The sequence below is a fragment of the Sphingobacterium corticibacter genome (assembly GCF_003076635.1).
GTDB lineage: Bacteria > Bacteroidota > Bacteroidia > Sphingobacteriales > Sphingobacteriaceae > Sphingobacterium > Sphingobacterium corticibacter.
The window spans coordinates 110244-126034 of sequence record NZ_QDKG01000005.1 but is presented as its reverse complement, the minus strand read 5'-3'; the positions used below and the strand labels follow the sequence as shown (position 1 = coordinate 126034).

The window sequence follows — 15791 nt, the reverse complement described above, 5'->3', positions numbered from 1 at the left end:
AAACTACCGCATTTGAAATGATCATCAAGTCGCTCTCATTATCTTAATCAATTGGCCTAAAGGCAAATATTTTATATAGATGATTAGTATGGATATTACAATTTACTTTAATGCTAAGCGGAAATTTTTTTTGGCAGCTGGTCAATTGGTTTTTGTAACTATTGGAGGACGCCTATTTCTTCACCCAGAATTAATGACCTCTGGTTTACATCGTAATGAAACCATTATTCGAGGAATAGGTGCCATTTCATTGCTATATTTTGGCTTTATATTTCTATTTTCTCTTAAAATGTATATTAAGAGAGTGGGATTGATAATTACTCAAACAGAACTCATCGATAATTCTAATTCACTAAGCGTAGGGTCAATCCCTTGGAGTAATGTGGCAGATATTTGTCAGATTCAAGTTGAGGCTGTTGCTATGATTAAGATTAGTTTAATTAATGCTGATCTCATCATTGATCGCGAAGATAATTATATAAAAAAGCTACTTCTGAAACGCCAGAATAAGAGATTAGGTTCGCCAATTATAATTCCAATGGTAGCCTTAAATTCTTATGTAGACACATTAGAAAGGCAATTAAAAGAACAATGGGAAATGTATAAACAGACGAGCTCCGGTTAGTACGGAACGTAAAACAAATAAAGCCCTAACTTTCGTTGAGGTTTTCGTGATCCCGCTGGGAGTGGCTCAGCTGCATAATTCCCGCACGCTAACCCTGAGCCTTCTATGAATCGAACCCTGGGTTCTCATCCCAGCTATAAACGACAAAAACCTCACATTTCTGTGAGGTTTTCGTGATCCCGCTGGGATATTTTGCGTTGCTATGCCCCAAGCTCGAGTCCGCAAAGAATATGTTCGAACCCATCCCGACGCTTCTGTTCGAATCGGGCGGAAACAAAGAAAGCAACTCTTTTGGAGTTGCTTTCTTTGTGATCCCGCTGGGAGTGGCTCAGCCGCACAATTCCCGCCGCTTACCTTGAGCCTTCTTTGAATCGAACCCTAGGTTCTCATCCCAGCTATAAACGACAAAAACCTCACATTTCTGTGAGGTTTTCGTGATCCCGCTGGGATATTTTGCGTTGCTATGCCCCAAGCTCGAGTCCGCAAAGAATATGTTCGAACCCATCCCGACGCTTCTGTTCGAATCGGGCGGAAACAAAGAAAGCAACTCTTTTGGAGTTGCTTTCTTTGTGATCCCGCTGGGAGTGGCTCAGCCGCACAATTCCCGCCGCTTACCTTGAGCCTTCTTTGAATCGAACCCTAGGTTCTCATCCCAGCTATAAACGACAAAAACCTCACATTTCTGTGAGGTTTTCGTGAACCTACTGGTACGAAACTCGAACCTTTTATTGGAGGATTTGAGGCGATTGAATCAATTAAAAGATATTTCAGATCCCAGTTGTTTAGCGGATGGAAAGGCTAAGTTTAAAAAATTGTCTAAGTCCCGGTAAAGTGAGAAAATTCATAAAGGATTGTCTTTCTATCTCATGTTTTTGGGTATAATTTCATTATTTTTATTCATCGAAAAATGACAGCAACTCTTTTTTCGGAGTAGCCTTCCACTTTGGTTAACATATTTAACATAACTTTTCATCCATCCTCATTTTTAATTATCTACGTTACGGTATTACTTTAAAAGTGTAAACAACATTGCATTTTTATTAAGTTTGATTTTCTACTATCTCGGTCATTACTTTGCTCAAAAGAGACGTTAGGCTTTCCAGTTCATTCTTTGTTAGGGATTTTGAGACTTTTTTTGCAACCCGTTCTCTAAAATTTTCGGAACTATCAACAATGAATTTTCCATTATCCGTTGTGCTTAAATTGAAAACTCTACGGTCTAATGAAGACTGCTCCTGTGCAATGAGATTATTTTCAATCAAGAATTTAAGTTGTCTTGAAATTGCAGGTGGACTGATGTTAAAAGCCTTTGCTACCTGTTTTCCGGTACATTTATCGTGTCGATAAATGTACTCAATAATATTGTAGTGGGTAGCGGTGACCCCGTTAACCTCTCCCTTGCTCATATTCGCCAATATAAAGCACTGCAACTCCGTAAATATATCATAGAATTTTTGTTCGCTTTTGTTCATACCTCAAAATTAGTTAACTTTGTTAAATATTACCAAAGTTAATAAATATGCCAGGTATTATCATAGAGAATGCAAGACAAAATAATCTAAAGAATATTTCTGTACAGATACCAAAAAATCAAATTACTGTATTTACTGGTGTTTCCGGTTCGGGAAAATCGTCTTTAGTTTTTGAAACAATAGGAGCCGAAGCACAGAGGCAGTTCAATGAAACGCAAAGTAGTTTTATCAGAAACCGTCTGCAACATATAGGCGTGGCGGATGTGGATAAAATCGATAATCTGAATGTTCCAGTTATTATAAACCAAAAAAGATTGGGAGGAAATGCAAGGTCAACCGTTGGAACTGTAACCGATGTGTATGCTTCTTTAAGACTGCTTTTTTCCCGAATGGGTAAGCCATTTGTGGGATATTCCAATACATTTTCTTTCAATAATCCTTTGGGAATGTGCAAAGAATGTGAGGGGCTTGGTTTTGTACAGACGGTTAAAGTTGACAATCTTATAGACAAACAGCGCTCTTTGAATGAGGGGGCAATTATGTTTCCGACTTTCCAATCCGGTGGTTACCGTTTATTGAGATATACGATGTCCGGCTACTTTGACAATGATAAAAAGTTAGGAGATTATACCGCCGATGAATGGGATTTGCTTTTGAATGCTCCAGAACATAAACCGAAGAACCCCGATAAACACTGGGGAAAGACGGTAAAATATGAGGGTATAATCCCTCGAATAGAGAAAGCATTTCTAAAGAAACAATCAAAAGAGAACACGATCCGTAAAGAGGCTTTAAAAAATATTATCGCAACAAAGTCCTGTCCGGTATGTAAGGGAAAAAGATTGAATGAAAAGATTTTGTCCTGCAAAATAAACGGTAAAAGTATTGCGGATTGCACAGCACTTTCAATAGAAGAACTTTTAGACTTTGTTAGTTCTCTACAATCCAAAACTTATGATGTAATCCTTGCTGAACTCAAAAAAAAACTTCAAAACATCGTAAACATAGGGTTACAATATCTGACGTTGGACAGAAGAACTGATACCCTGTCGGGTGGAGAAAGTCAAAGAATAAAAATGGTAAGAAACCTCGGGAACAACCTGACAGATTTGCTCTATATTTTTGATGAGCCGAGCATCGGACTTCATCCAAAGGATTTACAAAATATTTCTTCAATCATCCAACAAATAAGGGATAAAGGAAATACTGTATTAATTGTTGAACACGACCCCGATTTGATTAAAATTGCCGATTGGGTTATTGATATGGGGCCACAATCGGGAAAGAAAGGTGGAGAAATTGTCTATCAAGGTACGTTTGATGGATTAAAAAAATCAAAAGGGAAAACAGGTTTGTACTTCGCAAAAACACCTACTATAAACAAAGCACCAAGAAGCGTAAAAGGATATTTAGAAATCGAAAACGCTAATCTGTATAATCTTAAAAATGTTAATGTAAAAATTCCCAAAAACGCTATGACCGTAGTAACAGGGGTTGCTGGTTCGGGCAAGAGTACATTGATTAACAAGGTGCTGCCTAATTTCTATAAGGAAATAACGATTATTGACCAGTCTTTATCTGCTATGAGCATACGCTCCAATCTGCTAACCTATCTAAACTTATCGGATGATATAAGAAAACGGTTTTCGATGGCAAACAACGTATCCGATAAGCTTTTTAGTAGAAATAGTGAGGGTGCTTGTGAAAACTGTAAAGGAACTGGCGTTGAAAAAATTGATTTGGCATTTATGGATGATATTGAGCAACCCTGCGAGGTTTGCGGAGGCAGTGGGTTTCAGCCAAAGGTCTTAAAGTATCATTATAACTGCAAAAATATTGTAGAGGTAATGGATATGACCGTTCAAGAAGCTATTGATTTTTTTCCCGATAACTTATATAACAAGCCTTTTGATATGTTGCTCAAATTGGGTTTAGGCTATCTTACCTTAGGACAGCGGTTAGACAGCTTTTCGGGAGGGGAAAGACAACGCCTTAAATTGACAAAAGAATTGAAGAATTCCAATAAAACAATTGTCCTTGACGAACCAAGCACGGGGTTGCATCCAAGCGATACTGAAAAGCTATTGGATTTTATGAATAGTTTAGTTGAAAATAATAATACTTTAATTGTCATAGAACATAATCTTGATGTGATTGCACAGGCGGATTGGGTAATAGATATTGGTCTTGGTGCAGGTAAATACGGCGGAAACGTATTGTTTGCCGGCACAGTTTATGACTTATTGGAAGATAATATTTCAGTAACGGCTGAATATTTACGGAAACATTTGGACAAAGAAAACAATATGAATTAAAAAAAGCCACATGGCAGTATTTGACTGTATGTGGCTTTTTGTGATCCCGCTGGTACAAAACTCGAACTCTTTTTTGGAAGATTTAAGGCGACTGAATCAATTGAAAGAAAGTCTTTACCAGTATGATATGGCGTGCAATCCCCCTAAAAAATCTAAGATTCATACTAAAGTAAGACAACTGAAAAGGTGATAGATAATTCACCAATTCTATGAACCTGTTGATACGAAAGTATTAATAGACCATCATCCTATTTCTTGGTATTTATCTCATTAATTAGTTTCAGCAAAATTGAGTCAACTGTCCCATCTTTAACGAACTTCATTACCGACTCCTTTGAACCTTCGCATAATTCAAACTTATTTTTGTTTAGTTCTTTTGTAACCATTAATATTTCTTGCTTTTTCAATATCGAGATAAATTTGTTGTATTCAATGTTTATCTTGTTTATTCCATTAAATCTGGGAGAAATAACTTTATGTTCCCATTGTCTGCCTAACCTACCGCCACTATAAAACAGCTTAAAAAATGATTGTAAAAATGTGCGTAAAGTTTTTGCTGAGTCTTCTTTCGTACTTTCCCGTAAAGCGAAGGATGAATCAAATAAAGAATCGAACGAACAGTTTATAAAACTATCTTTGGATAAAGATAGGGTAGCTGAATGAAATTCTGTGTTAAGTATAGTACAATCGACAAAGAGAGTCTTTTCGTTAAAAGTACATTTCGAAAAATTACCAAAGTTGTCTATGTATGAATTTTCTATTGTTAGATTAGAAAAGTCGAATCTTGGTGGTTTTTCTGGATTTACATTGATGATACTCAAGTTGCGGATATGTCTTTTTACACCACCGAATAACGAAATTAATAGTTCAGTATTCTTCTCAATACTATTATTAAAATATCTATGATTGATATTCAAACAAAGGTTAAAAATGTTAGCGATAGCTTTTCTTTTTGCTAATATTTCCAATGCCATTGAATCTATCTGTGATAAGATTTCATTAACTAATAATAATTCGTCGTCAGTCCATTTCTCTAAACGGTTTGCTAAATCATGATTAAAAGCGGAACCATACCAGCAACTATCTGTTATAATCTCAATAAATTTCTTTGTTATCTTGATTTCAATATTATTGTAAGTAATAAATTTGGATACATATATAGCCTTGAATTGGTCTACCAGAAAATCATACCTAAACAATAAAGTTTTTCCTACAGCCTTCAAAAATGGATGAGACTTAAATGCCTCAACCTGTGTATTATTTATTCTCTGTCCTAGACTTTTTTCTAATTCATTGTGTAAATCATCTATTTTTAATATTCCTCGATTATTAACCGAAAAATCTATAAAGAATTTTATTTGTTTATCAACCTCAATTTGATCTACCCTAATTTGCTCTCTAGTACAAACTCTGAAAATTATGTAATCTGATTTGACTTTGCTGTTTAGATATATAGAATCCAAAGCAGTATCGATTAAGTCTAGATGCTCGGCATCACTCTGTATCAATGTTCTAACAATATCCAATACATAAGGATGATAAATATATGTCTCTTGATCAGAATCCGTAGGATATCTGAAATCATCGGCAATTTTGATAGCTTTTTCACTTTTTTTTGAATCACCATCGAACGACATATTAAAGAATTCAAGAGCTAAAGTCTTGTCAAATGGTTCTAACTCTATGGTTTTAAAATTCGTGTCTACCAATTCACTTTTGTTCCAAAAAAATGATCTACACGTAATTATCACCTTGCCATTACATAATTCGGAACTGAATTCTTTAATTGAGTTTAGAAACTCTGTTATATTAAAATTAGGAATTTTAGAAATTACCTCATCTAAACCATCTATTATCAATAAAATATTACCTGCGTCAAGATTAATTCTAAAAAGCTCCTCTGACAACATATTTTGAGTGTTGCCATCTGTATCAAATTGGGCTTCGTAAAAATTGAAAATATTTAAAGTGTCAGCTTTTTTACTCTTGAGTAAGCTATCTTTAATCTGAACAGAATCAATAAACAATACTTGTAAGCCGGGATTGCTTTTTGTTAAGTCATCAGCTAAATATTGGGCAAGCGTTGTCTTTCCTATACCACCACTACCTTTGATTACAAAAATTGGTTCTTCGACGGAAATAAACCAATATTTAAATATTTCATTTATTCCAGACGCATTAAATTCGTATTTGAACGGAGGTAATACAAAATTGGAAATGCTTAAGTATTTGGAATCTTCTTCATTTCCAAATTTAGGATTACAATAATCTTTGATAAAATCATCAAGGTAAAATGTATTTACAGGTTTAAACTTATCCTGAATGTTTTTCTTTCGAATATCCCTATTGCGTTGTGTTCGATCTGGTGTAATAAAGATAATTAGGTTTTTATCTGCAAATATTTTTGAGTGTTTCGAACGAAGTAATTCGAACGTTTTGGTTTGATTTGTACCATCATATAGATACAAATAGTATGTAGTCTTTCTTGTTAAGTCTATTTCATTATACAGAACGTAACCTACTCGGTTGGATCTATCTTCTATAGAATCCATATGCGTAAACGAAGCATTTTGCTTGTAGAACCGTAATACTTTTAAAAAGTCATTATAACCTTTGAAAGTTCGTTTGTCAATTCCTTCAATTGGATAAAAAACGAATTCTCCACCTCTATGTCCAGCGACTGCTATAGGCCCGCCTTGAGGCGTTTGAAACTGATTGGTGTAATATTTACTTTTGACATACTCAATTAATTCAGAAACACGGAATTCCCTTTCGGTACTATTAAGATACTCTAGAATATATTCACAAAATAATGTGTTAGTCTCATTATCAGCATCTTTCGCCTCGTTAAAGGCAGATGTTAGTGCCCATCTTGAGCTTTTTTCAAAGTATACTGCTGATTTTTTGAACTTTCCTTGGGTTAATAAACTATTCGAAAAACAACTGTCGGAAATTAAAAAAATGTGTTTGCACTTTATTCGTTCGATGCATCCAACTATGTCCCTATTCGATATAAAGTGAGTAAAATTAGTTGCTTCATATGGAACCCAATATCCCATGTCTTCTTCATCATCTAATTCCCCATGTCCTGAATAATAGATTATTAGATTATCCTCCTCATCTAATTTGCTTGCATATTTTTTTAAAGCCGTTAGAATATTTAAACTTGTTGCTCGCTCATCGTAAACACTATATGTTTTGCTTTCTTCGAAGTTATATTTCTCTATTAGTACATCCTTAAGGTCTTCGCAATCCTTAACACAACTCAAGAGATGATCGTTTTTTAAATACTTATTAATCCCGATCAAAAATAAATGGTTTGCCATACATAATTTTTAATTAAAAAATACTCAACTTTTATATAAAAGTCGTAACTGATCACAATTGACGCTTGTTATTTAATTTTTAAATCGCAACTCTTTTCAATGACGAACTAACCTTGTTAAACTCAATATCTGCAAAATCTCTCTGTGCCTTCTCCTGTACATCAATGTCCTTCGTTTGAAGTAGGTTTGCCATATATTGAAGTTTTCTCTTGACATTTTCGATTAAGTCGGACCATTTCATGATCCATATCTCAATATTCTTATTCTCGTTTCTGAAATAAAAATATGGATTATCCTCACCTTTTTGCCTGCCCTGAATATCGAACGTAGCATCAGAATTAATTTCAGAGCTTAGGAGAAGTATTTTGAAAGAAACATCACGGCTAATTGAATTTAGCTTCTCAATTTCTCGTGCATACTTCATAACCTGAGCAATTTCTTTTGGACTAATTTTAACCTTAGGTGCTTTCAATTCAACTATTAGCACTTCTCGCCTTTTATGATCTAAAATTCTTTGATTATACATGAACAAGTCTGTGATAGATTTGACAGACCGCTCAGTGACTTCATTGATATTGTCATCTTTTTTCGACGCTTTGTATCCCAGACAGTCATCCCGCAACTGAATTAGATTTTTCTCAAGGTTTTTATCTGAAAGCAATTTTGTGGTTTCATTATATTCTTCTCCAAATATCCACAACATACGTTCAAGAAATTTGTGTAATTCTTTTCTCTCCTTTACATTTTTGGCTATATCGCTATATACCAGCTTTTCCAAGAAATCAACTTCTTCAATCTTCGTTGCTACTTTGTCCGAAAATTCTATGATATTTTCTAAATCAGTTTTTTCCAATAAGTCAGAGAACTTCGATATGAGCTTATTGTTTAGTTTCAGTATACTGTATAGAATTTTGTTAAGCTCGCCATTTGAAATAGTTCTGTCTATTAGTGGGTAGATGATTTCTCTAAGCTGGTTGTTGTCTTTTAACAAATGGTATCGATCCTCTACTAGATAAGCCAATTTATCGAACAGTATCACTTTGGATTGTGAACTCGACTTTTCTTTGTAAGGATAATATGTGTCTTTCTTTAAATTATCCGAAAAGTTGTCAAACTCTTTGTTTCTCTCCTTAAAAAAGACATTTAGCTTGTCTTTGATGAACTCTCTAACTTTTCTCCAATCAGGATCCAGATCATCAAGATCGATATTACGATAAATATCGGAAGATAGCGTTGAAGATGATACATAAATAAACCATCCTCCGACTTTAGGACTTAACCAAGTAGCATCGTATTCTAAACTCCCTGCAATTGTATTCAATCCTGCATTTTGAACTGTTAGAAAGACTTTTATTTTTTCAATTTTTTTTATTGGCATAAAGTCAAAGAGCACCTTATGATCTTTCCCCTTACTGTCTGTAAATGTTGAAGCAATTTTGATAGGCTCACTAGTTACAAAATCAGTTGGGTTAATTGGGTGTCCGTTTATGTGAAAGACGATGTCTTTATTAAAGATTTTAAGAGGATATCTTTCGAAAATTGCATCCGATATATTTTGACGCAAAAATTTGTCAATTATCTTTTTCTTTGGTTCTTTTTCTGTAACATACGAAGGATAAAGATTCGTAATAGTTACCTTATAATAGGTGTTATGGTTCTTTCCTTTTAGTAATTCCTCCTCAGTGGGGATATTAATTTCAGATACATTGATATTATTTCCAAAACTATCAAATGAAAGAGGTATTACGGCTTTCGAAAATGTTTTACTTTCGCTACAGTAACCAACCGTTTCAATTTCAATTTCTTTGCCAATCTGAAAGCTTGCAAACCGACCTATCCCTTTTCCACCGTCTTTGTTGGTAGTTCCTATATCTAAGAGTTTAGTTTCTAACTCATTGATATGAACACCCTTTCCATCGTCTTTTATTGAAATTCGTTTGATGTGGGTCGTGCTTAATTCTTCATCAGACGCATAATCTATCTCAATCCAAATATTTTTGCTTTTTGCCTGAATAGAATTATTCATCAATTCGCTAAATGCTACAAATGTGCTGATATAATTCGCAAACAACTCATTGACTAGTCTGGAATTTGTAGTTAATTTTCTCGACATTTCTAATGAAATAAGTAAACTCTATATTATAGAGGATTTTCTTAGCGAATTTATGGAAAAAAGTGTTACGAAACACTTAGATTATCAATCTAATAATAACTTATATCCACACAGTGCTAAATATAGCGATGCGCTGTTTTTTATAAAAATCTTCCCTGACTTCGTCCTGTCTCATGAAAAAAGCTCGGTACTAATACTAAAATTTGTGTAGGAGTAGTGGATTCATTTAATAAACCTTTAGTATTATGAGACATCTATTGCACAAAATAGTTTCCGATATACAGAAACAGGAACATAAATTGTCGGCGGAGGCTTCGAGTTTTATGGACGAGGCATATAGGATGACAATCTATCTGAAATCACTTCTTGGAGACATCAAAGAAGATATTATAAACGAGGGCTTCGCAACATTAGAGGACGAAATTCTTTTCTTTAAACAGATAAAACCAACTGTTCTTGGTAAGCTCATTTATTACAACAAAGTGTTTAGAATTGAAACATCCTGTCCTGCAAGCAATGGAAATATGTATGAAAGCTATTTTGCCATGCACCTACGAGACTTAAAAGAGGAATATACGGAACATGTCTGCAATTCCGATTTTTACCGCTATTACCGTTCCGGCAGAACTGATCGGGATGAGCAATACTTTACACTTGGCAAAATCAACTGCTATGACGGGTTGAACAGCTTTGTATTTGAAATTGACACTAACTTTTCGACCTACTTTGATTACAAACTAGCTAAAATCATCGCCAATGAATTAATCTATAACTATCTGACGACAAAGCTAAGCCCGGAACAAAATCCCGATGTACTGCTACAGCACGAGGAGACCAAAGATGTTTTCTGGACACAATCGAAAAATGCCCTTATCGAATTGATTTATGCACTCTATGCCTGTGATGCCATTTCGCACGGGAAAATAGGCATCCGCAAAATCAGTATGGTTTTCCAAATCCTGTTCCGTATCTCGCTGAACGACATCCATAACAGCTTCCACCGAATGAAAACCCGTGCAGGCTCACGGACATTGTTTTTAGACCAACTCAAATACAGCTTAGAGGAATATATGGACAGGGAAGACAACCTGTAATTTTTGTATTCCTAATTCGATAACAAACTTTGGTTTCAATAAACGAAAAAAAGACGTTATTCTTCTTTACGTTGTTGCACGTTGAACACTGTGCCTGCGGGGTCTTGAATCCAGTGCATATTTTCCGGCAAATCTTCCAGTTCATCACATGTTTCGACGCCGTTAGACAGTAAATAATCTGTCGCCTCAGCCACATTTGGAACGGTGAGTTGTAACCAAGTTTCCGAATGGGTATAGTTGTCAACACAGTCCAGCCAAATTACATTATTTCCGAATTTTACTTCGTGTGTTCTGGAGACGGTGGGATTGTCGATGGGCTTTTCCGAAACTTCAAGTTTCAGTATATCCCTGTAGAAAGAAACTGTCTTTTCGTATTTACCTTTAGGTATTTTAATAGCGATATTAATTCCTGCTTCAAATTTCTGATTCATATAGTCTCTGTTTTAGATAAACGATGGACTTAGCCATTCACGTTTTACACTACAAATATAACGGCTCAATGCTTTAAGTCTACTTACCATAAGGCAAGAAGTTTAATAAACCAATACTTTACACGTACTTGCCTATATGTGTCTATCGGCAAACCCATTGATTTGGACGCCGACCAATTGACCAAAAATGCGGAAAGACCCCAAAAAAAGCACTTTACACGAATTGTAAAAAAATGAAAAAAGTGCCTTTTTGATAGACACCTATCGGAAGACAGCCTGCGCCAATCGCTCCAATTTTGTCGTGTTAGAAATCATTAAAAGTATTTGTTATGAACATCGACAGAATGGAATTTATCGCATGGATGGAACGTATAATGGAGCGTTTCGATATTTTGAAAGAGTACGTCCTAAATATAAAGAAAGAACGGCACAGCATAGACGGCGAGGAATTACTGGACAACCAAGACCTGCTCCTCATGCTGAAAATCAGCCACCGCTCCCTGCAACGATACCGCTCCACGGGCAAGCTACCGTATTATACCATCAGCGGAAAGCTGTACTACAAACTATCGGATGTACACCAGTTCATTAGGGAAAGTTTTAAAGCACCCATACAGCGTACAAAAGAAAACCGATGACAAACCCTACCACGAAAAGACGGGTACGGCTATGCCGTACTTGCTTCGCCTACTTTCGGACAATGTAAACTTTAAAAATCAATATCATGAGCGAACAGACAAATGAAAATCCACAGCAATATCCCGAACAGCTTTCGGATGTGCTGTTGGTGATGGACAAGGAAAAAAAGAAAATCCAAGCCGTCACGGGCGTTGACGAAAACGGCAATCTGAAAACCGTTGATGCCAATAAGAAAAACCAAAGCCAATTTATGCGAGTGGACAGAGCCGGAGATTTGTTTACAAATTTCTTCTCCAACTTTTGGCGACAGCTTAAAGCCCCGACCCATTTATCGTTCTTCAAAGTACCTGCAAAGGAAGCGGTAGAAACCGCCAAAGAAATGCAGAAACAGGTCGATGCCCCCACCAAAGAGGGCGAGGCTGTCATGACAAAGCATGAGGTCAAAGAGCCAAAGGAGCAACAACAGGAAACCAAAAAGGATGTGGAAGCACCACAGGCGACACCGGAAACACAGCAAGCACAGGAGAAAAGCGAATACCGCTATAAGGCGGAAGATGTGGACTGGAATTATTTAGCCCAATTTGGGATAAACAAAGAGAGGCTAGAAAAAGACGGGCAATTGGATTTGCTGTTAAAGGGCTATAAGACCAATAAGGTATATCCCACAAGTGTCAATTTCGGTGCGGTTATCATGCGCTCGGATGCAAGGCTCGGTTTCCAAGACGGTGAAGTCGGGAAACCTGTACTTATGATGTACGGTGTACGCCATGAACCCAACCTCAAAGCCCCTTTCTTTGGTCACGAATTTACCAAAGAGGACAGGGAAAACCTGCTCAAAACCGGAAACATGGGGCGTGTGGTGGAACTGACCAACCGCAAAACAGGCGAAAAGATACCGTCCATTATCAGTATCGACCACCTAACGAATGAGGTTATCGCATTCCGGCAGGACAGGATAAAAGTACCCGATGAGATTAAGGACGTAAAGTTGACCGAAGACCAAAAACGGGATTTAAAAGATGGGAAAGCCATTTATTTAGAGGGGTTGGATTTTAAGAACAGCACGAACAAAAATGCCCATGTGCAGTTCAACGCCGACAAAAAATATACAGAGTTTCTTTTTGGCGATAAAGCCCCCAAACAGACACAGGAAAACGACCCGAAAATGTTCCGCAACAAAGTGTTTTCGGATGAACAGTACAAGCAACTCACCGAGGGCAAGACGATTTACGTTTCGGATTTCAAGGACGGAAAAGGAAACCCGTATAAAGGCTACGTTACGCTGAACAAAGAAACAGGAAATTTTGATTTCAGTTTTAAGAACCCCAATGCGCTGAAAAATAAGGCACAGCCTGCCGAAGCGCACAAAACACAGGTTGCCGTAAACTCCAACGGGAAAACCAACGAAGCAACCAAGCACGTCAACGAACCGCTGAAACCGGAGCAAAAAAGGCCGAAAAACAAAACGCAACAGCAACGGCAGAATGACCCTAACCGTTCGGCTAAATCCAAAGGGGTAAGAAGATAATACCATCAAAAAACATTTTTCTTTGGAAATCCCCTTTTACAGAATACGAAGGGGTTTCTCAAAGAGAAATGTTCACTACATAATCCATTAAAAAGATAATATCATGAAAGCAATCATTGCAGAAAAGCCAAGTGTGGCGAGGGAAATAGCTACCCTGTTGGGAGCGACCGAAAAACGGGATGGCTACCTCACAGGGAACGGCTATGAAGTTACGTGGGCATTGGGGCATTTGATCGGACTGGCGATGCCCGAAGATTACGGGGTATCGGGCTTCCAAAAGGAAGCCCTGCCCATATTGCCCGACCCTTTTTTACTGACGGTACGAAAGATTAAAAAGGACAAAAGCTATGTTCCCGATAACGGGGCATTAAAACAGTTAAATATTATCGAACAGGTCATCGGTAGATGCGATAGTATTATCGTGGCTACCGATGCCGGACGTGAGGGGGAACTCATCTTTAGGTACATCTATGAATACCTAAAGTGCCGGAAACCTTTCGAACGTCTATGGATAAGCTCACTCACGGAAAAGGCGATTAAACAGGGTTTTGACAACCTAAAAGTCGGAAGCGATTTTGACGGGCTATTCAGAGCCGGACAAGGACGGAGCAAAGCCGACTGGCTTGTGGGCATCAATGCCTCGCAGGCATTGAGTATTTCGGCAGGGCGTGGCGTTTACTCGCTTGGTAGAGTACAAACGCCTACGCTTGCCCTTATCTGCAAGCGGTATTTGGAAAACAAAGACTTTGCCGTCAAAAAATATTTTCAAATCCAGTTGGAACACCGTAAAGAATTTACAGACTTTAAGAGCCTTTCAAAGACCAAATGGGATGACAGGAAACTCGTTGACGATACGCTGAAATCCATTCGACGTAACGGAACAGCGACCGTTACGGCGGTGGAAACCAAAACGGTTTCGGAGCAACCGCCTTTGCTGTTCGACCTTACGGGATTGCAGAAAGAAGCAAACAAAAGGGCTTCCTATACTGCCGAGGAAACATTGAACATTGCCCAAAGCCTGTATGAAAAGAAATTTATCACCTATCCCCGTACAGGGAGCAAGTACATCCCCGAAGATATATGGTCGGAAATCCCTGCACTGGTAAGGAATTTGGAAGCCCGTGCTTCCTGCAAAGAGGCGGTCGGAAAAGTGAAATGGGGGCGTTTCAACAAACGTATCGTGAATGACGTAAAGGTCACAGACCACCACGGTCTGCTGATTACCGAAAAAATCCCGTCAGAATTAACGGCACACGAAAATGTTATCTATGATATGATTGCGCACCGCCTGTTGGAAGCCCTTTCGTCTGCCTGTACCAAAGTAATAACAGACATCGGATTGCAGGCTTTTCATTATGATTTTACACTGAAAGGGTGTAAAATCCTCGAAGCTGGCTGGCGAGGCATCAAGAAAAAATTTACAGACGAGGACAGCGAGCCTGTGCAGGAACTGCCGGAATTAAAGGTTGGCGATGAGCTGAAAATCAAAGAGGCATCCGTACTGGAAAAGAAAACCAAACCGCCTGTGCTTTACACCGAGGCAGGTCTGTTGTCCGCAATGGAAAATGCCGGAAAAGAGATTGACAACGAGGACGAACGGAAAGCTTTAAAAGACATCGGCATCGGCACACCTGCCACAAGAGCCTCCATAATCGAAACGCTCTTTAAGAGAGATTATATTCAGCGTGAAAAGAAATCCCTTATTCCTACCCATAAGGGATTGCAGGTTTACAGGGCGGTTAAGGACAAAAAGATTGCCGATATAGCCATGACCGCCGAATGGGAAATGGCATTGCAGAAAATCGAAAACAACGAGGCGGATGCAGGTGCTTTTCAGCGTGAAATGGAAACCTATGCTACTTCCATTACACGGGAACTTTTGGACACGGGTATTGCAGGTGAAAAGCAACCCGAACTGAACTGCCCTAAATGCAAGAGCCGTCAGCTATTGATTTGGAATAAGGTTGTAAAATGCCCCGATGAGGCTTGTGGTTGGCTTCAATTCCGTACCGTGTGCGGAGTCCCGTTGAGCGTTGCCGATATAGAAAGCCTTGTGACAAAAGGAAAGACCAACCTTATCAAGGGCATGAAAAGTAATTCGGGCAATAAATTCAATGCCTATATCGTCATGAACGATAAAGCAGAAACCTCCTTTGAGTTTGAAAACAGGAAACCAAAAAGGAAATAAAATAGATGCTTTGTTTTTTTTGGACGACATACAGCGTGAGGGATAGAAGCGACATCCTTT

Annotated in this window: 10 protein-coding genes; 6 read left to right on the top strand and 4 right to left on the bottom strand. The window is 37.7% G+C overall.

What is annotated here, in order from left to right:
* Positions 1-88 precede the first annotated feature (88 nt).
* On the top strand, positions 89-625 hold the full coding sequence (locus tag DC487_RS13430) for an STM3941 family protein (protein ID WP_133228577.1): 537 nt from the start codon (positions 89-91) through the stop codon (positions 623-625).
* Between the two features lie 1040 nt (positions 626-1665).
* On the opposite strand, the gene DC487_RS13425 is transcribed toward DC487_RS13430, so the two are convergent.
* Positions 1666-2097: a MarR family winged helix-turn-helix transcriptional regulator gene (locus DC487_RS13425; RefSeq protein ID WP_116776477.1), complete on the bottom strand. Its 432-nt coding sequence runs from the start codon at positions 2095-2097 to the stop codon at positions 1666-1668.
* Positions 2098-2144: 47 nt separating this feature from the next.
* Between DC487_RS13425 and DC487_RS13420 the strand changes: the two genes are divergently transcribed.
* Positions 2145-4412: an ATP-binding cassette domain-containing protein gene (locus DC487_RS13420; protein WP_116776476.1), complete on the top strand. Its 2268-nt coding sequence runs from the start codon at positions 2145-2147 to the stop codon at positions 4410-4412.
* A 248-nt stretch (positions 4413-4660) separates the two neighbouring features.
* Here DC487_RS13420 and DC487_RS13410 read toward each other — a convergent pair whose 3' ends face one another.
* The gene (locus tag DC487_RS13410; RefSeq protein WP_116776474.1) at positions 4661-7738 is read right to left on the bottom strand and encodes a caspase family protein; all 3078 of its coding nucleotides are present in this window, start codon (positions 7736-7738) and stop codon (positions 4661-4663) included.
* Between the two features lie 79 nt (positions 7739-7817).
* Positions 7818-9851 carry an ATP-binding protein gene (locus DC487_RS13405; RefSeq protein ID WP_116776473.1) on the bottom strand — a complete coding sequence of 678 codons (2034 nt, stop codon included), beginning with the start codon at positions 9849-9851 and terminating at the stop codon, positions 7818-7820.
* A gap of 245 nt (positions 9852-10096) precedes the next feature.
* Here DC487_RS13405 and DC487_RS13400 point away from each other — a divergent pair, with 245 nt between their 5' ends.
* Complete coding sequence (locus tag DC487_RS13400) at positions 10097-10945, top strand: RteC domain-containing protein (RefSeq protein WP_116776472.1); 849 nt, start codon at positions 10097-10099, stop codon at positions 10943-10945.
* 56 nt (positions 10946-11001) lie between these two features.
* Here the strand turns inward: DC487_RS13400 and DC487_RS13395 are convergent, their stop codons facing one another.
* Positions 11002-11376: a VOC family protein gene (locus tag DC487_RS13395; protein ID WP_116776471.1), complete on the bottom strand. Its 375-nt coding sequence runs from the start codon at positions 11374-11376 to the stop codon at positions 11002-11004.
* A 329-nt stretch (positions 11377-11705) separates the two neighbouring features.
* Here DC487_RS13395 and DC487_RS13390 point away from each other — a divergent pair, with 329 nt between their 5' ends.
* From DC487_RS13390 to DC487_RS13380, 3 genes are all read left to right on the top strand, one after another.
* Entirely contained in the window at positions 11706-12014 is a 309-nt protein-coding gene (locus DC487_RS13390; RefSeq protein WP_116776470.1) for a helix-turn-helix domain-containing protein, read from the top strand.
* A gap of 86 nt (positions 12015-12100) precedes the next feature.
* A complete protein-coding gene (locus DC487_RS13385; RefSeq protein WP_116776469.1) occupies positions 12101-13543 on the top strand; it encodes a DUF4099 domain-containing protein in 1443 nt (480 codons plus the stop codon).
* 103 nt (positions 13544-13646) lie between these two features.
* Positions 13647-15731, top strand: coding sequence for a type IA DNA topoisomerase (locus DC487_RS13380; protein WP_116776468.1), 2085 nt, complete (start codon positions 13647-13649; stop codon positions 15729-15731).
* Positions 15732-15791: the final 60 nt, after the last annotated feature.